Raw genomic sequence first — 25,354 nt, 5'->3', positions numbered from 1 at the left:
AGACCGCTGAGAGGGGCATCAGATGGCGATCGCAACAGAACTGAACATCAACACATCGGCCACCGCCGATGCCATGGCCGCCGAAATCTTCGGCGACCCTTCCCGCATCGTCTCGTCACAATATTTCGGAGACACGCTCAGCTCGGGCATCTACACCGGCGCCGACAGCACCAGCCCCGGCGTCGCCCCGGCGGACAGCGGGGTCATCCTCTCCACCGGCTACGCCCGCGATTTCACCAACAACAGCGGCACCACCAACACCAATGTGCGGGGCAACACCTCCACCAACACCACCGGCGAAAACAACAACGCGCTGTTCAACGCCGCCGCTGGCACCAACACCTTTGACGCCTCTTATATGGTGATTGATTTCAACGGCTCCGCCGGGGAACTGCTCACCATCGACTTCGTACTCTCCTCCGAAGAATATCCCGAATTTCTAAGCTACAACGACGCCATCGGAGTCTGGGTGAACGGGGTGGAAGCCCAGATCTCCGTCGGTGACGGCTCAGCCTCCATCGGCAACATCAACGACGCCAATGAAAACATCTACGTCGACAACAGCAATGATCAGTTCAACACCGAAATGGACGGCTTCACCGTCACTTTGACCTTCGTGGCTCCTCTGCAGGATGGGGTGAACGAACTGGTCATCGGCATCGCGGACGCAACCGACAGCAACTACGATTCCAACCTTCTGATCGCGGGCGGCTCGGTGCAGACCGCCATTGTGGCGCAGGACGACGAAGTCTCCATCAAATTCGGCGGCAGCAAAACCCTCGACGTGCTCGACAACGACAACTCCACCGCTGGCCCCACCCTGACCATCACCCATATTAACGGCATTCCGGTCAGCGCGGATCCCAGCACCGGCCTGCCCAACAGCGTGATCCTCGACACCGGCCAGGAAGTGACCCTCAACCCCGATGGCACCCTCACCGTGGATGCCGACACCGACAATGAAACCGTCTATTTCAACTACACCATTGAGGATTCCGCAGGCGAAACCGACACCGCGCTTGTGGAGATCGAACAGCGCCCGCCCTGTTTCACCCCCGGCACCCTTATTCGCACCGCAGCGGGCGATGTTCTGGTCGAAGACCTGCGCGCAGGTATGCTGGTGGAAACATTAGACTCTGGCCTGCAACCCATTGTCTGGATTGGTAAATCCGAAATGCCGCCGCGCCTGGAGTCCCTGCCGATCCGCATCAAGGCTGGTGTGCTGGACAATGACCGCGATCTGGTGGTCTCCCCTCAACACCGCGTGCTGATCTACGGCGCGCGCGCCGAGCTGCTGTTTGGTTGTGATGAGGTTCTGGTCAAAGCCAAAGACCTCGTGGACGGGCGCGATGTCACCATCTGCGAGAGCACATCTCCGGTCACCTATTTCCACATCCTCATGTCCCAGCATGAGCTGCTTCTGTCCGAAGGCCAGTGGAGCGAGAGCTTTCAACCCGGCATGCAAACCCTGCGCAGCTTTGACCCGATCGCCAACCGCTCCCTGCGCGCGGTGATGAACCGCCGCGGCATCGCCCTCAGCGACATTTCTGCCCGCCTGAGCCTGCGCAGCTACGAGGCCCGCGCCCTTATGGCAGCCTGACGCGCCTCCAGCACCAATCATCTCCCTGGCCCCATGGCCTCCAGCGCCAGCCGGGTCTCTTCATCCACCGGAAACAGCATCTCGATACGCAACTCCGACAGCGCAATGTCCTCGGTCGAGCCAAACTGCGTTATGGTCGAGAAAAAAGACATTCTCACCCCGCCCAACTCATAAATCGCCGGAATAATCGCAGGCTTCATCCCCTCCATAGCCCGCGCTTCCTGTGTCAACAGCGCCGACATCCGCGTGATCGCATCCTCAAGCACATCGTCCTGCCCAAAATGCGCGCTTTCCACCCGCAATCGCGCCACCATATGCCCAAGGATTTCCTCATAATTTACAAGCGCCTGACGCAACACATCTGAACCAATCATCATCTCAATCAGACTGTCGCCACAGGCCACCCCAAGCCCCGCCAGAATCTGCTCCGCCACAGAATTCACCGCCACCAGACGCCAATGCCGGTCAAGCGCCATGGCCGGATAAGGCGCATGCCGCTGCAATGTCCAATCCACCGCCGCCTGCACCGGCGCCATCTCTTCCACACTCAGGTCACGCTTGGCATAAGCCGGGCTCAATCCCGCCGCCATCAGCAGGCGGTTGCGCTGCGCAATCGGCACATCCAACTGCTCACAAAGCCGCAGCACCATGCCCCGGCTCGGACGCGACCGCCCGGTTTCCAGAAACGAGATATGCCGCGCACTCACCCCGGCAGACAGCCCCAGATCCAGCTGGCTCACCCGCCGCGCCTGACGCCATTCCTTCAACGTTGCTCCAAACTCCAGCCCCACAGCGTGCCTCCCTGCTCTCCCATCACCATAGCGCAGATCTGCGCCCACGCACTTACCTCAGAGGTAATTGTTTTGCCGCAAGAAGACGCGCAGCCTCCGGTCATCAGACAAAGGAGCACTTCAAATGACACAGGATCGCGTCATCACCTCTCTCAAATGCGGCTGCGGCCTCTCCATCGCCATGGGGCTTGGCGCCCTGCTCGCGCTGCTCACTCAATCCTTCGGCCTGCTCAGCTGGTTCAGCGATCTGGTCCACCTGCCGCTGGATGGCCAGCAGCGTTTTTCAGACAAAACAGATCAGGTTCTTGCAGCCATCGGCGGCGGCGTGCTCGTCGGCCTCGGCGTGACCCTTTGGCAGGTCACCACGCGGGTCTATGTCAAAGACCCACAAACCGGCGGCAAAATCATCGCCTACGGGATTTGGAGCTGGTTTGTTGTCGACAGCCTCGGCTCCATCGCCGCAGGCGCCTGGTTCAACGCAGTGCTGAACCTCGGTTTCCTGCTGATGTTCATCCTGCCACTCCGGCTGGCGGCCACAGCAAACACACCCAAAGCCGCCTCTCGCATATGACCCAAACATAGGCAGGCTTCAGACCGGCGCGCCCCCCCCCTCAAGGGCCGCCCTCTTCTCATTCGTCAAATATCCTGGGGGTGAAGGCCGCAGGCCGAGGGGGCAACGCCCCCTTACCTTACTTTGCAGACCTCCCTCAGCGCCAGCGTTACTCCGCCGCCACCTTCTTCTTCGGAGCCAGCATGTCTTTCAGATAACGCCCGGTGTGGCTGGCCGCGACCTTGGCGACCTTTTCCGGCGTGCCTTTGGCAACAATCTTGCCCCCGCCGTCACCGCCTTCCGGGCCAATATCAATGATGTGATCTGCGGTCTTCACCACATCCAGATTGTGCTCAATCACCACAACCGTATTGCCCTGATCCACCAGTTCATGCAGCACTTCCAAGAGCTTGCGCACATCCTCGAAATGCAGACCGGTGGTCGGCTCATCCAGAATATAGAGCGTGCGGCCTGTAGAACGCTTCGCCAATTCTTTGGAGAGCTTCACCCGCTGGGCCTCACCGCCTGACAGGGTGGTCGCCTGCTGGCCCACCTTGATATAACCAAGACCCACCCGCATCAGCGCGTCCATCTTGTCGCGAATGCTTGGCACCGCTTTGAAGAACTCCTGCGCCTCTTCCACGGTCATATCCAGCACATCGGCAATGCTCTTGCCTTTGAATTTGATCTCCAGCGTCTCACGGTTGTAGCGCGCGCCTTTGCAGGTCTCACATTCCACATAAACGTCCGGCAGGAAGTGCATCTCGATCTTGATGACCCCGTCGCCCTGACAAGCCTCACAGCGCCCGCCTTTCACGTTGAAACTGAACCGCCCCGGCTTGTAACCACGCGCCTTGGCCTCAGGCAGCCCGGCAAACCAGTCCCGGATCGGCGTGAATGCCCCAGTGTAAGTGGCCGGGTTTGACCGTGGCGTGCGCCCAATCGGCCGCTGGTCGATGTCGATCACCTTGTCCAAATGCTCCAGGCCCTTGATGGTCTCACAAGGCGCAGGGGTCTGGCGCGCGCCATTGAGGCGCATGGAAGCGGTTTTAAACAGGGTCTCAATGGTCAGCGTGGATTTGCCGCCCCCAGACACCCCGGTCACACAGACAAATTTACCCAGCGGGAAGTCCGCCGTGACCTTCTTGAGGTTGTTGCCCGTGGCCTTCACCACGCTCACGGTCTTGCCGTTGCCTTCACGCCGCTCCGTGGGCACCGCGATTTCGCGCGCGCCAGACAGATACTGCCCGGTCAGCGATTTTGGATCGGCGGCGATATCCGCAGGCGTGCCTTTGGAGACCACCTGCCCACCATGCACCCCGGCCCCCGGGCCGATGTCAAAGACATAATCCGCCTCGCGCACCGCCTCTTCATCATGCTCCACCACAATCACGGTGTTGCCCTGATCGCGCAGGTTTTTGAGCGTGGTCAAAAGCCGGTCATTGTCGCGCTGGTGCAGGCCGATGGAGGGCTCATCCAGCACATACAAAACCCCGGTCAGGCCAGAGCCGATCTGGCTGGCCAGACGGATCCGCTGACTCTCCCCACCGGACAATGTGCCACTTGAACGAGACAGCGTAAGATATTCCAATCCCACGTTATTCAGGAACCCAAGCCGCTCCTGGATCTCTTTCACAATGGCGCGGGCAATCTCTTGGCGCTGCGGCGTCAGGCTCGCAGGCACGCTCTCAATCCAGGCCAGCGCCTCGCGGATCGACAGCTGCACCACATGGCCCACATGTTTCTCCGCAATCCGCACCGCCAGCGCCTCTTCGCGCAGACGGTGGCCGCGGCAGGCCCCGCAAGGACGGTTGTTCTGATAGTTCTCAAACTCTTCGCGGATCCAGTTGCTGTCGGTCTCGCGATAGCGGCGTTCCATATTGGGGATCACCCCCTCAAACACCCGCGACACCTGATAAACGCGCCCGCCTTCGTCATAGCGGAATTCGATCTCTTCATCGCCAGAGCCATACAGGAAGACCTGCTGGACCTTTTTGTCCAGATCCTTCCACGGGGTGTTCTTGTCAAAGCCGTAATGCTTGGCGAGGCTTTCAATGGTCTGCAGGAAGTAAGGCGATTTGCCCTTCCGCCACGGCGCCAGCGCCCCGTCATAGACCTTCAGCGTCACATCCGGCACCACCAGACGCTCATCAAAGAACAGCTCCTTGCCCAACCCGTCGCAATCCGGGCAGGCCCCAAAGGGCGCGTTGAAGGAAAACAGCCGCGGCTCAATCTCTGGGATGGTGAACCCACTGACCGGACAGGCAAATTTCTCACTGAAGGTGATCCGCTCCGGATCGCCCTCTTTGGGGGCGGTCTCCAGCACGGCAATGCCATCGGCCAGATCCAGCGCAGTGCGCAGGCTGTCCGCCAGGCGGGTCTCCATGCCCTCGCGCACGACCAGACGGTCCACCACCACGTCAATGTCATGGCGGAATTTCTTATCCAGCGTCGGCGGCGTGTCGAGCTCATAGAACTCCCCATCCACTTTCACCCGCTGAAAGCCCTGCTTGCGCAGCTCAAGGAATTCCTTGCGATATTCGCCTTTGCGGTCGCGCACAATCGGCGCCAGCAGATAGCCGCGTGTGCCTTCCTCAAGGCCCATGATGCGATCCACCATATCCTGCACCTGCTGCGCCTCAATTGGCAGCCCTGTGGCCGGCGAATACGGCGTGCCAACACGGGCAAACAGCAGACGCAGATAGTCATAAATCTCCGTCACCGTGCCCACGGTCGAGCGCGGGTTCTTGGAGGTCGTCTTCTGCTCAATCGAAATCGCCGGGGACAGCCCGCTGATGTGATCCACATCCGGCTTTTCCATCATATCAAGGAACTGGCGCGCATAGGCGCTCAGGCTCTCGACATAGCGCCGCTGCCCTTCGGCATAGATCGTGTCAAAGGCCAGCGAGGATTTGCCGGAGCCCGACAGGCCGGTGATCACCACCAGCTGATCGCGCGGAATATCCACGTCGATGGATTTCAGATTGTGCTCGCGCGCCCCGCGCACCTCGATATTTTTCAGCTCGGCCATCAATACCCCCAACGGCTGCGGCAGCAGACAGCGGCCCCACGGACTCACTGCCCCTCAGTTATCGCGAACATACAGAGAACAAAACCATTCGCCAAGCCCGTTCGCAAGGCCCACACATAATCAGGGATGATTACGTTTTGAACCCCTCACCGGATGACGCTTTTTCGCGCACGGGCGCGCGCCAATCCCAGATGCGCAAACGCCCCCGCCAAAAGCGCCGCAAGGATCACCGCAATCATCCCGCCATAACCCGAAACTGCCAGAACACCCAGAAGGATCGGCGTGCCAATCGTGTTGCCCAGATTGCCCGCCTGCGCAAACACCCCATTGGCATCCGCCCGGTCAGCGGCAGTCTCGTTTAGCACAGGCACCAGCGCAAAACTCGCCCCTTGGATCAGGCCAAGCGCCCCGGCAAAGATCAAACACACCAAAGGCGCGCCCGGCAGGATCAGCAATATGGCCGCCGCGCCCGCAGAGGCCAGAAAACCACAGACAATCACCTGCAACACAGACAGATAGCGCAGCAACCACACGCCCAGCGTCATCGAGATCACCATGCTCATAAACGGCATCGCCCCCACGGTGAAGGTCCGCCACTCCGGCGCAATAAAGGGCGGGATCAGGGTCAGCAGACTCACAAAACAGAAGGTGTAAAACAGCCAGCCCACCGCAGCGGCATTCAAAAACGGCGAGCGGTAAATCTCCCAATGTCGCCTCAACAGCCCGCGAAGGCTCAATCCGCCCGGCGCACCCGGCGCATCCTCCGGCAGCTTGAGCAGGCTCACCGCTACCACGCTCCCCGCCATCCAGATCGCATGGACCAGAAACATCGCCTGCACGCCATAGCTTGCCACCAAGGGCCGTCCGACCCAGGCAAACAGCGCAAAGGCCACGCCAAAAAACGTGCCCCACAGCGTCAGCGAAAAGGCGCGCTTTTCCTCCGGCGCAACCCGCGCAATCAACGTCGGTGCCGCCACCACAATCGCCAGATGCGCCAACCCTTCGATCACACGGCTCACAAGGAAGGCATCAAACGACAATCCCAAGGCCTGCACCAAAGACACCACCGCGCTCAACACCAAACCGCCAATCAACGTCCGACGAATGCCGATGCGGCTTGCCAAAACGCCAGAGACCACCCCCAACAAAATCCCCGCCGTTCCAAGGATCGACAGCGCAAAGCCCAAACTGGCCCCCGCTTCGGGATAGAGCAAACCAATCTGATCAAAGGTCACACTGATCTTGGCAAACTGCCCCGCCGCGCCAATGCCCGCGAGCCAGATCACCACAACCGGCCAATACCATTGTGTTCCGGCCACCCAAACACTCCTTTGAACACCTCCGCCAGAGCGGAGGCGCATCTCAAATTCTCTTTTCTTTCAATCAGATGTGGATCACACGATCATAGGCATCCAGCACGCTTTCATGCATCATCTCACTCAGCGTCGGATGCGGGAAGACGGTCTCCATCAGCTCCGCCTCCGTGGTCTCCAGCTGCCGTCCGACAACATAACCCTGTATGAGCTCGGTCACTTCCGCGCCCACCATATGGGCCCCCAGAAGCTCGCCGGTCTTGGCGTCAAACACCGTCTTCACCATGCCCTCAGGCTCGCCCAACGCAATCGCCTTGCCGTTGCCGATGAAGGGGAAACGCCCGACCTTCACGTCATAGCCAAGCTCTTTGGCCTTGGCCTCGGTATAGCCCACGCTCGCCACCTGCGGATGGCAATAGGTACAGCCCGCAATGCTTTCAGGTTTCACCGGATGCGGTTTGCCGCCTGCAATCAGCTCCGCCACCATCACGCCCTCATGGCTCGCCTTGTGCGCCAGCCACGGCGCCCCCGCGATATCGCCAATCGCATAAAGCCCCTCAACACCGGTGGCGCAATATTGATCGGTCACCACATGGGTCCGGTCAATCTTCACCCCCAGCGCTTCCAGCCCGAGGTTCTCCACATTGCCGACAATCCCCACAGCAGAGATCACCGTGTCAAAGTCCTGCGTCGTGAGTTTGCCACCGGTCTCGATATGCGCGGTCACCTTGTCCTTCGCGCGGTCCAGCTTCTTGACCATGGATTTCTCAAGGATCTTCATGCCCTGTTTGACAAATTGCTTTTTGGCAAAGGCACTTATCTCTGCATCTTCAACTGGCAAAACGCGATCCATGACTTCGACAACCGTGGTCTCCGCGCCCAGCGTGTTGTAAAAACTCGCAAACTCGATGCCAATCGCCCCAGAGCCAATCACCAGCAGTTTCTTGGGCATATGCGGCGGCACCAGCGCGTCCTTGTAGGTCCAGACCCGCTTGCCATCCCCTTCAAGCCCCGACAATTCCCGCGCCCGCGCGCCGGTGGCCAGCACGATGTTCTTCGCACTCAGCGCCTCAACACCCTTGTCGGTTTTCACGGAGACTTTGCCTTTGGCGGGCAGCGTCGCCTCCCCCATAAAGACCTCAACCTTGTTCTTCTTCATCAGGAAGGCCACGCCGCTGCTCAGTTGTTTGGCCACCCCGCGCGAGCGCTTGACCACCGCGTCGATGTCATAGCCGATGCCCTCGGCCTTCAGGCCAAAATCCGCGGCCCGCTCCATCAGGTGAAACACTTCTGCTGAGCGCAGCATCGCCTTGGTCGGAATACAGCCCCAGTTCAGGCAGATCCCGCCCATGTGTTCGCGCTCGACAATGGCGACTTTCAGCCCCAGCTGCGCGCCCCGGATCGCGGCAACATAGCCGCCCGGCCCCGCACCAATGACGATCATATCAAAGGTCTTCTCTGCCATGGTGCTGCTCCTCGCCTGCCAAGTCTTGCTTCAAGATCGGAGCCTACTGGGATTCTCACCCCGCTTCAACAAAGCCGCCCGCGCGCATGACGGGCAAATTTCCGCTAGAGATCGCGTCGCTTTCGGCGCACATTGCGCGCAAAAGATAGTCCCGCAATTCCCCGTAATCCCCCGTAATCTCCGGAGCGCTCCCATGAAAAAAACCATAAAAGACCTGCTGCTTGCCCTGCTCAACGCAACCCTCATTCTTGTGGCGCTGTGCCTGTTTCTGCTCTGGCAGCTGTCAGGCACCGCCGAACGTGTGGTCGAAAGCTTCGCGCAAAATCTGCAGATTGTGAAACCGATGCAGGAGCGTGTCGCAAACCTGCAAGCAGAGGTCAGCGGATTGCGCAGCGATCTCGCCGCCCTGTCTGAGCAAGGGGCCGTGCAAAACCTGCCGGGTTCCGCCGCCCTTCAGGCCCGCGCCAACGCGCTGCAATCCCAGTTGGAGGATATCAACAGCAACCTACGCACGCTGGCGGACACGCCAGACCGCCTGATGAGCGCAGGTGTCGAACAGCTGTCGGCGCGGGCAAGCGCGGGCTTGGGCAAGCTTGCCGCCTGCCACCTGCCGCAAACCGACGACGCGCCGATCAACGAAGGCTCATAAGGCCTGCTGTGGCTTACTGTGCGGCCTGCAAAAGCCGCACGGTGTGGCCATAGCCGCCTTTTTCAACATAAGCGGTTTCCAGCTCTGTTGAGGGCCGCGCCAGCGCCGCGTTGCGATAAGGGAACCGGCCAAACTGGCGGATCACTTCGCGATGGGCCTGTGCATGCAAAAGGTTGCTCTCGCAGTCTTTCATACGGTCCACAAACATCCGCACACACTGTTCCTGATCACACAGGTTTTCTGAGTGCATCAGCGGCAGAAAGAAAAACTGCCGCGCGGGGCCGTCAATCCTCTGATCCCACTTCTTGTGCAGCGCCGATTTCGCCGCACAGAGCGCCTTCCGGTCCGTGGCAAAAGCGGTGCCGCTGCCCCGGAACATATTGCGCGGGAACTGATCTGTGACAATCAGATAGGCCAAGGTACCGCTGGCATAGGTCAGCCATTGCCCTAACCCGCCATCACGCGCCTTTTCCCATGTGCTCATGAACCTATTACGAATGGTCTCATCCAACACATCAGAGACCTCATACCACCCCTTCGGACCAACCTCATCAAGCCAGAACGAAAGAACTTCTTCGGGACGAACCATGCCCCCACTCCTTCTCAAATTGCTCCCCCCCAAGGAGCTTCGTAATAAAAACGTTACACACAAACTTTGAGGGCTGAACAGTCACAAATTGCAACGGTGCGACACAGGGCGCGATTGGGGCAACACAGGTGCCCCAATGCCACGCTCGCCTTATCCGGCAGCCGCCTCCTGCTCTTCTTCCATAGCGGTCTCAATGGCCACTTCCTGTGCCACCTCAACAACCAGCGGCGAGGCATGCGGCATCACTGCCGTGAAGCTGGCGGTGTCTTCCACAGCCGCCGCCGGACGGCGCGTGGTGCGATAAAGCGCGTAAACCGCAAGGGCGGCAAGCAGGAACACCAGATAGATGAAGAAGCCGCTTGGCCCCACCAGATCCATCGCCGTACCGGTGATCATCGGACCGGCAATCGCACCAACCCCATTCACAAACACCAAGCCACCGGAGGCCGCTGCCATGTCCTCATAGTCAAGGAAGTCATTGGCGTGGGCGATCAGCATGGAATAGAGCGGGTTGGAAAACCCGCCAATCACCAGCGCCGCGATCAACAGCAGATAGTAATTGTCACCCGCCACAAAACCGATCGCGCCCCCGGCTGCGCCAATCACAGAGACAATCATAATCAGGCGGCGGCGGTCCATCCGGTCACTCAGCCAGCCCAGCGGATATTGGAAGATCGTCGCCCCCACATAAAAGGCCGCAATAAACACACTGAGCTCCGTCAGGGTCAGCCCGGCACGGGTCGCAAATACCGCCGACATGCCAAACTGCGCAGAGAACACCCCGCCCAGCAGGAACATGCCCACCACCCCAAGCGGGGAGTTGTGAAACAGCTCTTTCAGGCTCATCGGCTTGGTGGTCTCAAACGCCGGTGTCGGCGAAATCGACAGCAAAATCGGCGCAAAGGAAATCGAAACCAGCACCGAGGGGATCACAAACAGCAAAAAGCCTGTGGCATCCGGCACGGTCATCAGCCCCTGCGCAGTCACAATCCCAACCATCTGCACCATCATATAAAGCGACAGCGCCTTGCCCCGCGTCTCATTGCTCGCGGCGTTGTTGAGCCAGCTTTCCGCGGTCACATACACGCCGGAGAAACAGAACCCCATGATCACACGACCCAAAATCCAGGCAATCGGATGCTCCAGCGTCGGGAACAGAATCAATACCGCCGAGATCATCGAGCCAAGCGCCGCAAAGACCCGCACATGCCCCACCCGCCGGATCATCTCCGGGGTCATCCGGCTGCCGCCCAGAAAGCCGACAAAATAGGCCGACATCACCATCGACATCTCAAAGGTGGAGAACCCCGCACTCTCGCCGCGAATACCCAGCAGCGTGCCGTGCATGCCGTTGCCCACCATCAAGAGCAACATCCCCAGAAGCAACGCCCAGGCGCCTTTAAAAAACTCAACCATTCTGAGACCTTCTCACCTTTGCATCCATTTGCAAATGCCGCGTGCACCCTATCGCTGTCAATCACGACAAACAGATGTCGTTTTGCACGCAGCCTGAATTATTTATCAGCGCAGCACCATCATCGCCTGCGCCTGCCCTGCCACCAGAGCCGTTTTCTCATTCCCGAAATATCCCGGGGGCGTGGGGGCTGGCCCCAACTTAAACCTGCGTGTGGGGGCTGGCCCCTACACCATCAGCGCTGCGCCGCCCCTCTTTAGGGGATCAACAGCGACGCATCCCCGTAAGAGAAGAACCGATAGCCCTCTTTCACCGCATGGTCATAGACATTGCGGATCCGGTCTTGGCCCAGCAGCGCACTGACCAGCATCATCAAGGTCGATTTCGGCAGGTGGAAATTGGTCATCAACGCATCCGCCACATGAAACTCAAACCCCGGATAGATGAAAATATCCGTGTTGCCTTCCCATGGTGCAATCTCTCCGCCCGCCGCCGCACTCTCAATCAGACGTAGCGCGGTGGTGCCCACCGGGATCACCCGCCCGCCAGCGGCTTTGGTGGCAGTAATCTCCGCCGCCGCCGCCTCGGTCACACGGCCCCATTCTGCGTGCATCTTATGCTCTTTGACGTTGTCGACCTTCACCGGCAAAAACGTCCCCGCCCCCACATGCAAGGTCACATGGGTGAAGCGCACACCGCGCGCCTTCAGCACCGCCAAAAGCGCCTCGTCAAAATGCAGCGAGGCCGTCGGCGCGGCCACCGCACCGGAGTGTTTTGCCCAAACGGTCTGATAGTCTGTCTTGTCTTTGTCATCCGCCGCGCGTTTGGCGGCGATATAGGGGGGCAACGGCATATTGCCCGCCGTTTCCAAAGCGGCGTCAAAATCATCGCCCTGCAGATCAAATTGCACCACGCCCTGCCCGTCTTCCTTGGACAGCAACCGCCCCTTCAGACCGGCGGCAAAGATGATCTCTTCGCCCTCGCGGATCTTCTTCAGCGGCTTGATCAGCGCCGCCCAAGCGCCACCGGCGCGCGGCTCCAGAAGCGTCACCTCCATGCGCGCCTGGGTCTCCCCCTCTGGCCCGCTGCGCACACGATAACCTGACAGGCGCGCCGGAATGACCTTGGTGTCATTAAGCACCAGCCGGTCACCGGGCTGCAGCCAGTCCAGCAGGTCAGTCACCACCCCGTCGATGATCTCATCACCCTTGGCCACCAACAGCCGCGCCGAACTGCGCGGTTCCGCAGGGCGTGTGGCAATCAAAGCCTCCGGGAGGTCGAAGTCAAAATCAGAAAGCTGCATCAGAGTTTGCGCCGTATGCTGTGTCAGTTGGAGGGGCTGGCGAGTCAGTTGCTCAGGTCCGGAGGCGGACGGCGGAAAATCTCTCTAAAGAAGCCCGGCGTCAAGGCCGAGAGTGGATTGACCGAGATGGATGTATCGGAGGCCGGACCACGCATCCGGTAGTTGAACCCGATCAACCCCTCCCCGCGCCGCGCAAAAGGCCGCCCCACCACATTCACCGCGTAAATCGGCGAAATCGTGCCCTGCATATCAAACCATTGCTGCGCAAAACTGTAGGTGCCATTGGCCGAAAGACCGATTGAGGGGCCAACCGCACTGCTTTCCCCCACAATCAACTGCGCAGGAGTGATGCGGAATTTGGCAAACACATCTGAGAAAAACAGCCCCGGCCCATTCAATTGATCAATCAGCCCCACCACGCTGATCGCATTCAGCAATGCCGCAATCGCAGGCACCTGCTGCACCCGCACCGATTTGATGCTCAGCCGGCCATCATATTCGCCCTTGGCCCCGCGCGGGATCAAATCCAGGGTCATGTCGCCGTTCTTGGCGGCTTTGATCACTCCCATGGAGGCTGCTATCTGCCCGCCCTGACTGGATTTTACCTGCACCTGCGTGCCGTTGGCGTGGGGCGCCAGCAGCCCGCTCACCGCAGGTCCGCCGTTGAAATTGCCGGAAAACCGCCCGGACAACCCGCCCTGCGTGCTCAGCTCAGCCGACATCGGCGCAAGCCGGATGCCATCGGTCACCACCACCTCATCAAGCTGCGCGGTGATCGGCCCGCTGGCATTGGCAGCCCCTGCCGCGCCACCTGCACCGCTCCCGCCGGTGTCGTGCATATTGCGCATGTCCAGTCGACCACTGGTCAGCTCAAGCGCAGGGGGCGCTGTGCCGCGGCCGCGCAGCCGCCCCGTGCCACTCAGCCAGCGCCCAACAGTCAGCTTGTCCAATGTGGCCACGCCCAGCCCGCCGCTTGGGGCAATGGTGATATCGCCTTCCGCCGCCAGCCCCGGCGCTTCAAAGCGCACGCTGTCGATGGTGGGCGGCTCCTTTACTGTCATCTCGATGGCCAGGCTGCCGGGCGTCTTGGCCGCTTTGCGCCAGCCGATGGGTGGCACGGACATGCGCACGCCCACCAGATCAGAGGTCAACGTCAGCTTGGGCGGCACATCGCGGATGATCTCCATGTCATAATTCAGCGTGCCGACCTGTGACACCGTGCCCTTGGGCAGCCCAACCTCAAATGCCTCCAGAGCCGCTTCGCTCAGCTCCGCCGTCCCCGTCAGCCAGCTGCGCCCTTCGTTCTCCTTGCCGCCAAACATATGCCAATGCGCGGTGACAGGGATCTCTGCCAGAGTGCCGGTTCCCTGCACATCCACCCGCTCCGGTGTCGCATGCACCGTGAAATTGCCCTTCATCTCCTTGTCGGGAATGAAATGCGTGCTGGTCACATCCAGCAAATCGCCGGAAATGTCGTAATGCACTTCCTCAACCGGCAGCTTATCCTTGAGCAGCATCTCCACATGCCCGGCCAGCACCGCACGACCGGGGGCAAAATCCACCGGCAGTTTGGCCTTGGTAAAGAGCTTCAGCGGCTCGCGATCCAGAAGCGAAAGCACCGCGGTGATCGGCCCCTCGGCCTTCACATCCGCCCGCCCCGGAGAGGGTTTCAGCCGCATATCGAGCACCGTGAAGCTTGATCCGGTCACATCAATCCGGCCACCCTGATCCGCTTCCACATAGCCTTCTTCCACGGCGACCTGAAACTTGTTGTCTTTGACAATACCAAAGCCCACACCGCCCTCAATCGGCGGCATGGTTTTCACCGCCCGCACCACCGCGTCCTCAAACTGGAAGCCGACGTAAAGATCGGGTGGCTCCGCCCCGCGAGACCGCACCGCCAGATCCACATTTTTGATCCGCGCCTGCCGGATGTTCTCTGCCACCCATTTGCGCGGCTTTGGCTCCAGACTCTTGGGCCAGACCGATAGTACATTGGTGGCCTGCACCTCATCCATCTTGCCATTCAGCGCATAATCCCAGTGCGGCCCATCCACGCCCAGTCGCCCATCCAGCACCACCTGATTGCCCGACTGACGCACAACCAGCTGCCCCAGATCGAGCTCAAACGGATCGAGCTTCAAACGGAAATCCGCAAAACTGCGCTCCAGCGCGATCGGGTCATCGTCCAGATTGCGCGGGTTGGCGCGGAACTCATTTAGCGTCAGCTGCACCAGAAACTCATCCGGCACGCTGCCTTCCGGGCCGCGCAAAAACGCCTCCCCAAAGGCAGACACCCGCACCAGATCGCTGGCCAGCGACAGCTCGTCAAAGCGGATTGCACTGCGCGCAGGCTCATAGGTCAGATAGCTGCGCATGCTCTCAAACGGCACCGGCCGCACCTCACCACCGGGCTGCAGGACCCCTTCGTCGAGCTGCAGCGTGGCGTTGACGTCTCCAAGGTTGCCTTGCTCATCAAGGCTCGCTCTCAGCGCGCCCGAAATCGGCGCCCGCAGAATCTGCAACCAGCGCAGCGCCGCCGCCTGAGAGGCAAAATCCTCGCTTGGAATATCCTGAAAATTCAGCCCGAAATCCGTGGCCAACGTGCCATAGCGCGTGGTCAGTGAGGCCTCGATTGTGCTGGCGTAGCTGCGCCCGCCCAGCACTGTCATTTGCGATGACAGTTCGACCGTCTCGCCCTCACGCCGCAGGGTGACATGCCCGCCATCCACGGTCCACGCCTTGCGCGCGCGCAGATCCTCAAGCCGCAAGGTGACATCCTCGATCACAAAGGCATCCAGATGCGCCAGCGTCGGCAATTCCAGAAACTCTTCTATCTGCTCTCCGAAGGTGAACACATCTGTATCGGTCTGCAACGCGCCCTGCCCAGCCACCTGCCCCAAGACAATCCGCAGGCGGCCATCCATCTGCCGCACACCGGTGAGGGTCACGCCCGACACACGCACATCGCGGAACGAGACCTGCCGGTCCATCAGCGGCGCAAAGGCAAGGCGCACATTGATCCGCTCCACATTCACCGCGCCGCCGCCGGTTTCCGGCAGAACCTGCACCCCGCGCATCAAGATACTCGGATCCCAGTCCTGCTCAAACTCCAGCGCCACATCCTCGATCCGCACGTCAATCGAGGCCAGCTGGCGGCTCAACTCGGTCTCAATCTTGCTGCGCAGCCATTCCGGCGCAATGATCGGCCCGCTGCTTAGAAGGACCACCGCCGCCGCCGCGATCAAAAGGGCAGGCACCGTAAGGCTCAAAAGCGCGAGAATGCCAAACCGGCGCACACGGCCCTTTGGCTCACCCTCATCTTCATCCTCATCGGCTTCCACCGAGGCAGCTGAGGTCTCCGGATCACGCAGCGCGCCCTCTTCCGGCACAGTATCAGGCACAGCATCAGACACAGCCACTTGCGGCGCATCCGCATCCTGTCCGCGCGCCGCATCCTCCGATGTCTCCGCCTCCAGAGCGGTCTCATCGTGGTGAGCGGCGTCTGCGTCCTCATCGGCCTGCACAGGCGCGTCCCCTTCCGGGGAAGTATCCAGACTGATCTTTGTCAGGGTTGATGCCTCTGTGTGTTCTGATATTCGGAAGCCTGTATCAACAAACTATAACGCCTGGCGCTGTTTGACCCAACCCCGGCAGACATGCCCCCTGGCGGCCCATAACAAGGAGTGTGACCATGATTGATGTCAATGAGATGGCCCCCGATTTCACCTTGCCGTCCACAGGCGGTGCAGAGGTCACTCTCTCTGCCTTGCGCCCTGCGCCGGTTGTGCTGTTTTTCTACCCCCGTGACAACACCTCTGGCTGCACCAAGGAAGCCGTCGCTTTCTCCGGCCTGCTGGCAGAATTTGAAGCCGCTGGGGTGAAAGTATTTGGCATCTCCAAGGACAGCATGGCAAGTCACGATAAGTTTGTTGCCAAACAAGAGCTTACCGTGCCTCTTTTGAGCGATGAAAACGGCTCTGTTTGCGAGGATTTTGGCGTCTGGGCCGAGAAAAAGATGTACGGCAAAACCTTCATGGGCATTGTCCGCAGCACCGTTCTGATTGACAGCACCGGCAAGATCTCGCGCACATGGCCCAAGGTCAAAGTGCCCGGTCACGCCGAAGAGGTGCTTGAGGCGGTGAAGGCGCTCTGATGGTGCAATCTCTTGCAGAAATGGCGGTGGAGGTGCTCACCACCGCCGACGGCCGTGCCAAAACGGCCCTTTCCAAACAACATGCCGCCACCTGGTTTGCCTCCCGTGAGGCCGGTGCGCCTCTGCCCATTGGCAAGGCCACGCCGCCGATGCAACCCGCCCGTCCGGCAGAACCTGCGCTGCTGGATCCGCGTAACGTTCCGCGCCGCCGCCCCGGCAATCCGCAGGGGCGCATTGCCATGCTGCACGCCGTCGCCCATATCGAGCTGAACGCGGTGGACCTGCATTGGGACATCATCGCGCGCTTCACCGACACCGAAATGCCGCTTGGCTTTTATGACGACTGGGTGAAATCTGCCGCCGAAGAATCCAATCATTTCAACCTGGTATGCGACAGCCTTGAAGCCAAAGACAGCTTCTATGGGGCGCTGCCCGCTCACGCGGGCATGTGGCGCGCCGCCGAAGACACCGCCGATGATCTTCTGGGCCGCCTCGCCGTTGTGCCCATGGTGCTTGAGGCGCGCGGGCTGGATGTGACGCCGGGCATGATCAAGATCTTTGAGAACGCCAAAGACGAGCAAACGCTGGAAGCCCTGCGCATCATCTATGCCGAAGAGGTCGGCCATGTGGCCTATGGCTCCAAATGGTTCAACTTCCTCTGCGGCCGCCACGCGCTTGACCCCAAAGAGCAGTTTCACGCCCTCGTGCAGCGCTATTTCCACGGCGCGCTCAAGCCGCCGTTTAACGAGGAAAAACGCGCCGACGCCGGTCTGCCGCCGGATTTCTACTGGCCCCTCGCCGACGAAGAACCACCGGCCTACGCCCGCTAGCAAATCTGCTAACCTCTTCGAAAACATGGTTAATGGCGCGACGCTTGGACGCGCCACCTCCGATCTCGGCGACAATTCGCCGATCAATACGCGCATATGCGCCGTGCCCTGTATCAGAAGGTCAAAATCCTTGCCGCGCCCCCATCGCGCCGTTAAGACTTTGCCGCAAGATATCGGTTAACAGATGTCAGAACATGAATGTCTCGGGGGTGAGGCGTTCGGGGATGGGACAATACGAAGGGTACTAACGTGAGAACACGCCTCGCGATCCGATTGCATTCGGTGCTTGAACGCTTTTTTCCGGAACGACGTCTTTTCCTCAGATCAGACAACGACACCCGCTTCATCCGTCTGCGGCCCAGCACCCAGCTGATCGCCTTTCTTGGCTCCTCTGCCATTGTCGCCTGGACCATCATCGCCACCGCGATTCTGCTGATGGACAGCATCGGCTCCGGCAATTTCCGTGAGCAGGCCAAACGCGATCAGATGACCTATGAGCAGCGGCTCAATGATCTCTCCGCAGAACGCGACGCGCGCACCGATGAGGCGCTCTCGGCACAGGAGCGTTTTAACACCGCGCTGGAGCAGGTCTCCATGATGCAGTCGCAGCTGCTTGAGTCCGAAATCCGCCGCCGCGAGCTGGAAACCGGCATCGAAGTCATTCAGGCCACCCTGCGCCGCACCATGCAGGAACGGGAGGCCGCGCGCGACGAAGTGGTGGCCCGCGATCAGGCCGAAGCCGAAACCCAGACCGCGCTCATTGGCACCTCGCCATTGGGCAACGACATGCTGGATGTGCTCGCCACCGCGCTGACCGAAACCGCGGCCGAGCGTGACCAGTTGGTGGCCGACGCCCGCGCCGCCTCTGAAGCGGCAGATGAAATGGAGCGCGAGCTGCTCCTGATGGAAGAGAAGAACGACCAGATCTTCCGCCAGCTCGAAGATGCCATGACCGTTTCTGTCGAGCCGCTGAATAAGATGTTCACCGCCGCAGGGCTCGACCCCAAAAGCCTGATGGATGAAGTCCGCCGCGGCTATAGCGGTCAGGGCGGCCCATTGCTGCCTCTCAGCTTTTCCTCCAAAGGTGGCGAGCTGACCGCAGAAACCCTGCGCGCCAACCGGCTGCTAGAACAGCTTGATCAGCTCAATATGTACCGCATCGCCGCCGAAACCGTGCCTTTTGCCAACCCTGTGAAGTCCGCCTTCCGCTACACCTCAGGTTTTGGCATGCGCTGGGGCCGGATGCACAAAGGCACCGATTTCGCCGCCCGCTATGGCACCCCGATCCACTCCACCGCTGATGGCGTGGTGGTGCATGCGGGCTGGCAATCCGGCTACGGCCGCTTGGTAAAAATCAGGCACGAGCACGGAATTGAGACACGTTATGCGCATCTGGCGAAAATCCGCGTAAAAGTTGGTCAAAGAATCTCGCGCGGAGACCGCATTGGTGATATGGGCAACTCTGGACGCTCGACCGGCACGCATCTACACTATGAGGTGCGCGTCAATGGCCGTGCAGTGAACCCGATGACATTTATCAAGGCTGGAAGAGATGTTTTCTAAAAGCAAAATCAACGACCCCGCACCGAAATCTGACACTCCGGCCTCCCCCGCTGCCGAATCCGCTATTCCTGCGGCCCCTGCCAAAGCGAGCGATTTCAAATCCGCGCCAAAGGCAAAGCCGCCAGCCTCCGTGCTGTCCTCTGATCTGCACATCTCCGGCAATCTGAAAACCACCGGTGACATTCAGGTCGAAGGCACCGTTGAAGGCGACATCCGCGCCCACCTGCTGACCGTTGGCGAAACCGCCACCATCAAAGGTGAAGTGATTGCTGATGACGTGGTGATCAACGGCCGCATCGTGGGCCGCGTGCGCGGTCTGAAAGTTCGCCTCACCTCCACCGCCCGTGTGGAAGGCGACATCATCCACAAGACCATCGCCATCGAAAGCGGCGCGCATTTTGAAGGCTCCGTGCAGCGTCAGGAAGACCCGCTGACCGGCGGCAAAGCCGCTCCGGTCGCCGCCGCAGCCCCTGCTGCCGCACCGGTCGCCAAAGGCGCCAAGTAAAGATCTTCCCATTGGGAAACATTGACCGCCGTTGCCTCCGGGCTGCGGCGGTTTTTCTTTGCAATTCAGATAATTCCACAAAGTTGTTTCATCGCCACAGGAAGGTTGGCTTGAACTAGGCGCCCATCAAAATACAGAGGTGAAAGACTTGCACAACACCCTATATCGCTACCAACGAAATCAACGAAAAGCCCTCACTATCTTGGCATTTCTGTTTATCGCATTGTCTATCCTCTGGCTCATACTTGAGAATTTAGACTGCGCTTTCCAAATGGAACCTTTAGTCGTCATGGTTGGCGGAATAACGACCCTCTTAGGGGTGTGGTGGCCTTTCAAAGCAACAAACTATTCCAGACGAATAAAGGGCCGTGTCACATTCAACTACAATTCGAACGCCGGTGACTTTGAAATCGGCGAGGGTGACACAAAATTTACGCTTAAGTTTTCTGAAGCAGGAAAAGAGTCAGTGCACTTCTATTCATATCCAGAAAATATTAGGCGGGTTGCAATAGCGACTGACACTGGAACATTTTCAGAAATCAAAGACGCAGCCAAGCTGGACTACAGCAACAGTCACGTTCAACCGAAAGAAGGTGAAATTGTCTGTATTGAAAACAAAAATGGCTATTTTGCTTGTATACAAATTTTGAATGTTCTGAACCAAAACAAGGGAGATGACCGGGACGAGGTTTTGTTCACATATGAAATCCTCCCAGACAAGAGCGCCGATTTTTCTTAGCGACCCAATATTGGCGTAAGCCCTATAGCCGCGGTTTTTCTTTGCGCCGGGTGCCGCTGCACCAATTTCACGCCCCAAGTGCCTCTGACAAAAGGCTTCCTTTGAACGCCCGCGCCTCCTACCATCACGCGTATGTGATTTATGAGGTACGTTATGTTCAACAAATTATTTGCAGAATTTATTGGCACCTTCTGGCTTGTTCTTGGGGGCTGCGGCAGCGCGGTCCTCGCCGCTGGCGTCGCGGATGTGGGCATCGGCTGGCTCGGTGTCAGCCTTGCCTTCGGCCTCACCGTACTCACCATGGCCTATGCGGTGGGCCATATCTCCGGCGGGCATTTCAATCCCGCGGTCAGCTTGGGCCTGATGATTGCGGGCCGCTTTGAGGGCAAAGACCTGATCCCCTACTGGATCGCACAGGTGGTGGGCGCCATCGCCGCCGCCCTCGTGCTCTATCTAATCATCTCCGGCGCACCGGATTTCGCAGGCGCAGGTGGTTTTGCCTCTAACGGTTATGGCGACGCCTCTCCCCAAGGCTACTCCATGATCTCCGCGCTGATCACCGAGATTGTGATGACAGCGGCCTTCCTCTTTATCATCCTCGGGGCCACGTCCCACGGCGCGCCCATCGGCTTTGGTCCCATCGCCATTGGCTTGGCCCTGACCCTGATCCATCTGATCTCCATCCCGGTGACCAACACCTCCGTCAATCCGGCCCGCTCCACCGGCGTTGCGCTCTTTGCAGACGGCCCTGCCCTTGCCCAGCTCTGGCTCTTCTGGGTGGCCCCGCTGGTGGGGGCCGCAATTGGCGCGGTGCTCTGGAAACTCGCCAGCACGGATGACTAACGAAACGTGAAATAGTGGCGTGCGCCGCCGCACCGGCCCGCGCCCCACTCCTACCTGCGGTGAGATAAATTTCAGCGCCTTAGACACATCGCTGTGAGCAGGGTTTTGGCGCGCCATTTGCCCTGCCTCACTTCACCTCTCCTTAACCACGTATCTCTAAGCCTTGATTTAGTTTTGACGAAAATCAGGGATCCTAAAATTGCTGGAAAATCAGCCCGCCCCGACCGCACAGAATGTGCCCCCCTTCCACGCCCCGGACACTGCCAAAGAACAGGCCGACGCGCTTGTGGCCCGTGCCCAGAACGCCCCGCTGGGCGACGGCGGCCTTGCAGCCTCAAAGCTTCTGTCTGAAGCGCTTGAGATTGATCCGCACCACCACGAGGCCCAGCTTCTGCGCGAACAGCTGCACCAGATGTTTGTCCCGCGCTGGCATTTCCCCATGATGGCCGACAAAACCCGCAACGCCGCCTACGCCGAGGCCATCGCCGCCAAGGTGAAACCCGGCGACATCGTGCTCGACATCGGCTCTGGCGCAGGCCTCACCGCCATGCTGGCAGCGCGCGCTGGCGCAGAACATGTCTACGCCTGTGAACAGCAGCCCATGATCGCCGAAGCCGCCAAGCGCGTGATTGCCGCCAATGGTCTCAGCCACAAGATCACCGTGATCTCCAAATGGTCCCACAACATCGTCATTGGCGAAGACATGCCGGAGCGCGCCGATGTGGTGCTGTCTGAGATTGTGGACAGCAACCTTCTGGGCGAAGGCGCATTGGCCACACTGGCCCATGCCATGGCCACCCTCGCCAAACCCGGCGCCCGCGCCATCCCCGAAAGCGGCACCGTCCGCGCGCAGCTCGTGGAAAGCGAGAAACTCGTCAACCTCTGGCGTCCGCAGGAGGCCGAAGGCTTTGATCTCAGCGCCTTCCACCATTTTGCCTCCGTCGCCCAAGTCACCCCCAATGACTTCACCGCCTGCGGCCTGCGCCCTCTTGGCCCTACCACCGATCTCTTCCATTTTGACTTTGCCAACCCAAGCATTGATCCCGATTGCGTGACCACCGAGCTCACCAGCACGGACACCGGCACAATCCACGCGGTCTGCCTCAGCTTTGAAATGGTGCTCGCACCGGGCATCTCCGTGAGCAACGGGCTTGGCACCGACGATGATACAGACGGCCACTGGGGCCGCACCGCCTTCCTGCTGGACCGCGCCGTGCCCGCCCACAAGGGGGCTCGCCTGACCATCACCGCCCAGCACGATGCCACCAAGCTCAGCATCTCCGTGCACGAGCAACCCCATGTCATCGTCAACAACAGCGACAAGCCGATCATCCAAACCGCTTGGCAACCACAGCTCGAGATGCGCGCCGTCACCGCGCACTGAGCCCGCTGCAGACCCAACAAAAACGCCGACCACAGAGCCCTCTGTGGTCGGCGTTGTCATGTCTGAACCGGCAACGGATAGCCCCATCGCAGATCTGTTCGCAGATCACTCGGTTACGGTGACCTTTTTCATCACATCCGGCGCGCCGGTGATGGCGCCGCTCTGGCGGTGGCCGCGCTTGATTGCGTCAACCACATCCATACCTTCGGTCACTTTGCCCACCACGGTATACTGCCCATTGAGGAAAGTGCCTTCGTCAAACATGATGAAGAACTGGCTGTTTGCACTGTCCGGGCTCTGGCTGCGCGCCATGCCAACCACACCACGCTCAAAGCTCAGGTCGGAAAACTCCGCTGGCAGATCCGGCTGATCGGAACCACCACGGCCCGAGTAGCGCGCGTCGTAATCTTCAGAAGAGACATCGCCAAACTGCACGTCGCCAGTCTGCGCCATGAAGCCCTGGATCACCCGGTGAAACGCCACATTGTCGTATTCACCTTTGCTGGCCAGATCCGCAATGCGCGCGGCGTGCTGTGGCGCCACATCCTCAAACAGGTCGATCACGATGGTGCCATTGGCCCCTTCGCCTGCGACCTCGATCTCGATGCCGGAGGCCAGCACAGGGCTGGCCAGCACGGCAAAAGCGGCTGCAAGCTTAAGCGTCGACATCAGCAGCCACCTTCACGCTGATCATGCGGTCCGGGCTGGCAGGCGGCTCGCCACGTACAATCGCGTCCACGTGCTCCATGCCCTCAATCACGCGGCCATAAACGGTGTACTGACCGTTCAGGAAGTGGTTGTCGGAGAAGTTGATGAAGAACTGGCTGTTCGCGCTGTCGGGCATCTGGCTGCGCGCCGCACCCAAAGTGCCGCGGTCATGTGGCAGCTTGGAGAATTCCGCCTTCAGGTTTGGCAGATCAGAGCCACCGGTGCCCGCCATGCGGATGTTGAAGTCTTTTTCCATGTTGCCGTTGGCCACGTCGCCGGTCTGCGCCATGAAACCGTCGATCACACGGTGGAACGCGACGTTGTCATACTGACCGGAACGCGCCAGCTCTTTCATGCGCTCGCTGTGCCCCGGTGCCACATCCGGCAGCAACTCAATCACAACGGTGCCGTCTTTCAGTTCCATCAGGATGGTGTTCTCGGGGTCTTTGATCTCGGCCATTGGGGCGCTCCTCATCTGAATTCTTGGGCGCTAGTTAATCATCTGCGCCGCGAATGCCAAGTGATCGTTGACCCAGCCCGCCAGTACGCTAGGTAGACCACAACATAATTTCTTTGGAGATTTCGATCATGGCGTGGAAAACCCTCGATCAAATGGATCTGAACGGCAAACGGGTGCTGACTCGGGTGGACATCAATGTGCCTGTGGCTGACGGGATTGTGACCGACACCACCCGCATCGACCGCATTGTGCCAACCGTGCGCGACATTCTGGCCGCTGGTGGCAAACCGATCCTTCTGGCGCATTTTGGCCGCCCCAAAGGCGAGCGCGTGCCGGAGATGAGCCTGCAGCAACTGGTGCCCGCACTTGAAGCGGCCTTTGGCACCTCTGTGCTCTTTGCTGCCGATTGCGTTGGTGCCGCCGCTGAGGCCGCCGTTGAGGCGTTGCCTGAAGGTCAGGTGCTGCTCCTGGAAAACACCCGCTACCACGCCGGTGAAACCAAGAACGACGCCGAGCTGACCGCACAAATGGCCGCCCTTGGCGATGTCTTCTGCAACGATGCGTTTTCCGCCGCCCACCGCGCCCACAGCTCCACCTGTGGTCTTGCCCACGCCCTGCCGGCCTGTGCGGGCCGCCTGATGCAGGCCGAGCTCTCCGCGCTTGAAGGCGCGCTGGCCACCCCTGTGCGCCCCGTGACCGCCGTTGTGGGTGGAGCAAAAGTCTCCACCAAACTGGAGCTGCTCGGCAACCTTGTGGCCAAGGTGGATCACCTTGTGATCGGTGGCGGCATGGCCAACACCTTCCTCGCCGCCCAAGGCATCGACGTTGGCAAATCTCTGGCCGAGCACGACATGACCGACACCGCGTCTGAGATCCTCGCCAAAGCCAAAGAGGCCGGCTGCAACATCGTGCTGCCCACCGACGTTGTGGTCGCGCGCGAGTTTGCCGCCAATGCCGCCAATGAAACCGTCGCCTCTGATGCCTGCCCTGCCGATGCGATGATCCTGGATGCGGGTCCAGCCACTGTGGCCACCGTGGCCGAGGTGTTTGAAGCCTCTAAAACCCTGATCTGGAACGGCCCCATGGGCGCTTTTGAGATCGAGCCTTTCAATGCCGCCACCGATGCGGCCGCGATCAAAGCCGCCACGCTCACCAAATCCGGTGCGCTGGTCTCTGTGGCTGGCGGCGGCGACACCGTAGCGGCCCTGAACGCCTCCGGCGCAGCGGCAGACTTCAGCTACATCTCCACCGCAGGCGGCGCATTCCTTGAGTGGATGGAAGGCAAAGAGCTGCCCGGCGTGGCAGCCCTGAACCAGTAAACGCTGCGCACTTAGGCAGCCTGGGCACAATCGCCCCTCATGGCTGGCGCTGATTTAAATCGAGCCTCAAATTAAACCTCGATAGCGCCACCATAATTGAAGTCCCGACCCCGCTCGCCTATAGCGGGGGTAATGGGGACAT

21 protein-coding genes are annotated in these 25,354 nt (G+C 60.0%); 11 read left to right on the top strand and 10 right to left on the bottom strand.

What is annotated here, in order from left to right; all coding sequences use genetic code 11:
- Positions 1 to 22: 22 nt before the first annotated feature.
- The gene (locus tag J7399_RS11655) at positions 23 to 1,600 is read left to right on the top strand and encodes a Hint domain-containing protein (protein ID WP_209086354.1); all 1,578 of its coding nucleotides are present in this window, start codon (positions 23 to 25) and stop codon (positions 1,598 to 1,600) included.
- A 17-nt stretch (positions 1,601 to 1,617) separates the two neighbouring features.
- Here J7399_RS11655 and J7399_RS11650 read toward each other — a convergent pair whose 3' ends face one another.
- The gene (locus J7399_RS11650) at positions 1,618 to 2,391 is read right to left on the bottom strand and encodes a helix-turn-helix transcriptional regulator (protein ID WP_209086351.1); all 774 of its coding nucleotides are present in this window, start codon (positions 2,389 to 2,391) and stop codon (positions 1,618 to 1,620) included.
- Between the two features lie 124 nt (positions 2,392 to 2,515).
- On the opposite strand from J7399_RS11650, the gene J7399_RS11645 reads away from it, so the two are divergent.
- Positions 2,516 to 2,962 (top strand): excinuclease ABC subunit A, encoded by a 447-nt coding sequence (locus tag J7399_RS11645; protein WP_209086349.1) that lies wholly within the window; start codon positions 2,516 to 2,518, stop codon positions 2,960 to 2,962.
- 148 nt (positions 2,963 to 3,110) lie between these two features.
- Here the strand turns inward: J7399_RS11645 and uvrA are convergent, their stop codons facing one another.
- The 3 genes from uvrA to lpdA all read right to left on the bottom strand — a co-directional run bounded on the left by uvrA (position 3,111) and on the right by lpdA (position 8,750).
- A complete protein-coding gene (gene uvrA / locus J7399_RS11640) occupies positions 3,111 to 5,972 on the bottom strand; it encodes an excinuclease ABC subunit UvrA (RefSeq protein ID WP_209086346.1) in 2,862 nt (953 codons plus the stop codon).
- A gap of 146 nt (positions 5,973 to 6,118) precedes the next feature.
- Positions 6,119 to 7,291, bottom strand: coding sequence for an MFS transporter (locus J7399_RS11635; protein WP_348539459.1), 1,173 nt, complete (start codon positions 7,289 to 7,291; stop codon positions 6,119 to 6,121).
- Positions 7,292 to 7,355: 64 nt separating this feature from the next.
- Positions 7,356 to 8,750: a dihydrolipoyl dehydrogenase gene (gene lpdA, locus J7399_RS11630; protein ID WP_209086340.1), complete on the bottom strand. Its 1,395-nt coding sequence runs from the start codon at positions 8,748 to 8,750 to the stop codon at positions 7,356 to 7,358.
- 193 nt (positions 8,751 to 8,943) lie between these two features.
- Here lpdA and J7399_RS11625 point away from each other — a divergent pair, with 193 nt between their 5' ends.
- Positions 8,944 to 9,399 carry a hypothetical protein gene (locus tag J7399_RS11625; protein ID WP_209086338.1) on the top strand — a complete coding sequence of 152 codons (456 nt, stop codon included), beginning with the start codon at positions 8,944 to 8,946 and terminating at the stop codon, positions 9,397 to 9,399.
- A 13-nt stretch (positions 9,400 to 9,412) separates the two neighbouring features.
- Here J7399_RS11625 and J7399_RS11620 read toward each other — a convergent pair whose 3' ends face one another.
- From J7399_RS11620 to J7399_RS21195, 4 genes are all read right to left on the bottom strand, one after another.
- Complete coding sequence (locus J7399_RS11620) at positions 9,413 to 9,988, bottom strand: DUF924 family protein (RefSeq protein WP_209062299.1); 576 nt, start codon at positions 9,986 to 9,988, stop codon at positions 9,413 to 9,415.
- A 150-nt stretch (positions 9,989 to 10,138) separates the two neighbouring features.
- Positions 10,139 to 11,404 (bottom strand): MFS transporter, encoded by a 1,266-nt coding sequence (locus tag J7399_RS11615; RefSeq protein WP_209062298.1) that lies wholly within the window; start codon positions 11,402 to 11,404, stop codon positions 10,139 to 10,141.
- Between the two features lie 254 nt (positions 11,405 to 11,658).
- On the bottom strand, positions 11,659 to 12,705 hold the full coding sequence (queA, locus tag J7399_RS11610; protein WP_209086336.1) for a tRNA preQ1(34) S-adenosylmethionine ribosyltransferase-isomerase QueA: 1,047 nt from the start codon (positions 12,703 to 12,705) through the stop codon (positions 11,659 to 11,661).
- Between the two features lie 44 nt (positions 12,706 to 12,749).
- The gene (locus J7399_RS21195) at positions 12,750 to 16,232 is read right to left on the bottom strand and encodes an AsmA-like C-terminal region-containing protein (RefSeq protein WP_209086334.1); all 3,483 of its coding nucleotides are present in this window, start codon (positions 16,230 to 16,232) and stop codon (positions 12,750 to 12,752) included.
- A gap of 167 nt (positions 16,233 to 16,399) precedes the next feature.
- Between J7399_RS21195 and J7399_RS11600 the strand changes: the two genes are divergently transcribed.
- From J7399_RS11600 to J7399_RS11570, 7 genes are all read left to right on the top strand, one after another.
- Complete coding sequence (locus J7399_RS11600) at positions 16,400 to 16,861, top strand: peroxiredoxin (RefSeq protein WP_209062292.1); 462 nt, start codon at positions 16,400 to 16,402, stop codon at positions 16,859 to 16,861.
- Positions 16,861 to 17,691: a ferritin-like domain-containing protein gene (locus J7399_RS11595; RefSeq protein WP_209086332.1), complete on the top strand. Its 831-nt coding sequence runs from the start codon at positions 16,861 to 16,863 to the stop codon at positions 17,689 to 17,691. The genes J7399_RS11600 and J7399_RS11595 overlap by 1 nt, the downstream gene beginning before the upstream one ends.
- 249 nt (positions 17,692 to 17,940) lie before the next feature.
- Entirely contained in the window at positions 17,941 to 19,254 is a 1,314-nt protein-coding gene (locus J7399_RS11590) for a M23 family metallopeptidase (RefSeq protein WP_209086330.1), read from the top strand.
- Entirely contained in the window at positions 19,244 to 19,759 is a 516-nt protein-coding gene (locus J7399_RS11585; protein WP_209062286.1) for a polymer-forming cytoskeletal protein, read from the top strand. The genes J7399_RS11590 and J7399_RS11585 overlap by 11 nt, the downstream gene beginning before the upstream one ends.
- Before the next feature lie 148 nt (positions 19,760 to 19,907).
- A complete protein-coding gene (locus J7399_RS11580; RefSeq protein ID WP_209086328.1) occupies positions 19,908 to 20,498 on the top strand; it encodes a hypothetical protein in 591 nt (196 codons plus the stop codon).
- 153 nt (positions 20,499 to 20,651) lie between these two features.
- On the top strand, positions 20,652 to 21,341 hold the full coding sequence (aqpZ, locus tag J7399_RS11575) for an aquaporin Z (RefSeq protein ID WP_209086325.1): 690 nt from the start codon (positions 20,652 to 20,654) through the stop codon (positions 21,339 to 21,341).
- A gap of 235 nt (positions 21,342 to 21,576) precedes the next feature.
- A complete protein-coding gene (locus J7399_RS11570) occupies positions 21,577 to 22,725 on the top strand; it encodes a 50S ribosomal protein L11 methyltransferase (RefSeq protein WP_348539469.1) in 1,149 nt (382 codons plus the stop codon).
- 105 nt (positions 22,726 to 22,830) lie between these two features.
- On the opposite strand, the gene J7399_RS11565 is transcribed toward J7399_RS11570, so the two are convergent.
- Positions 22,831 to 23,394 carry a peptidylprolyl isomerase gene (locus J7399_RS11565; protein ID WP_209086320.1) on the bottom strand — a complete coding sequence of 188 codons (564 nt, stop codon included), beginning with the start codon at positions 23,392 to 23,394 and terminating at the stop codon, positions 22,831 to 22,833.
- Positions 23,381 to 23,893 (bottom strand): peptidylprolyl isomerase, encoded by a 513-nt coding sequence (locus J7399_RS11560; RefSeq protein WP_209062278.1) that lies wholly within the window; start codon positions 23,891 to 23,893, stop codon positions 23,381 to 23,383. The genes J7399_RS11565 and J7399_RS11560 overlap by 14 nt, the downstream gene beginning before the upstream one ends.
- A 128-nt stretch (positions 23,894 to 24,021) precedes the next feature.
- Here J7399_RS11560 and J7399_RS11555 point away from each other — a divergent pair, with 128 nt between their 5' ends.
- Positions 24,022 to 25,212: a phosphoglycerate kinase gene (locus J7399_RS11555; protein WP_209086318.1), complete on the top strand. Its 1,191-nt coding sequence runs from the start codon at positions 24,022 to 24,024 to the stop codon at positions 25,210 to 25,212.
- Positions 25,213 to 25,354: the final 142 nt, after the last annotated feature.

It is taken from the genome of Shimia sp. R9_1 (genome assembly GCF_017743775.1).
Lineage (GTDB): Bacteria > Pseudomonadota > Alphaproteobacteria > Rhodobacterales > Rhodobacteraceae > Shimia.
Note: the sequence above shows the minus strand (reverse complement) of the source record. Positions and strands in the feature narration are given on the sequence as shown.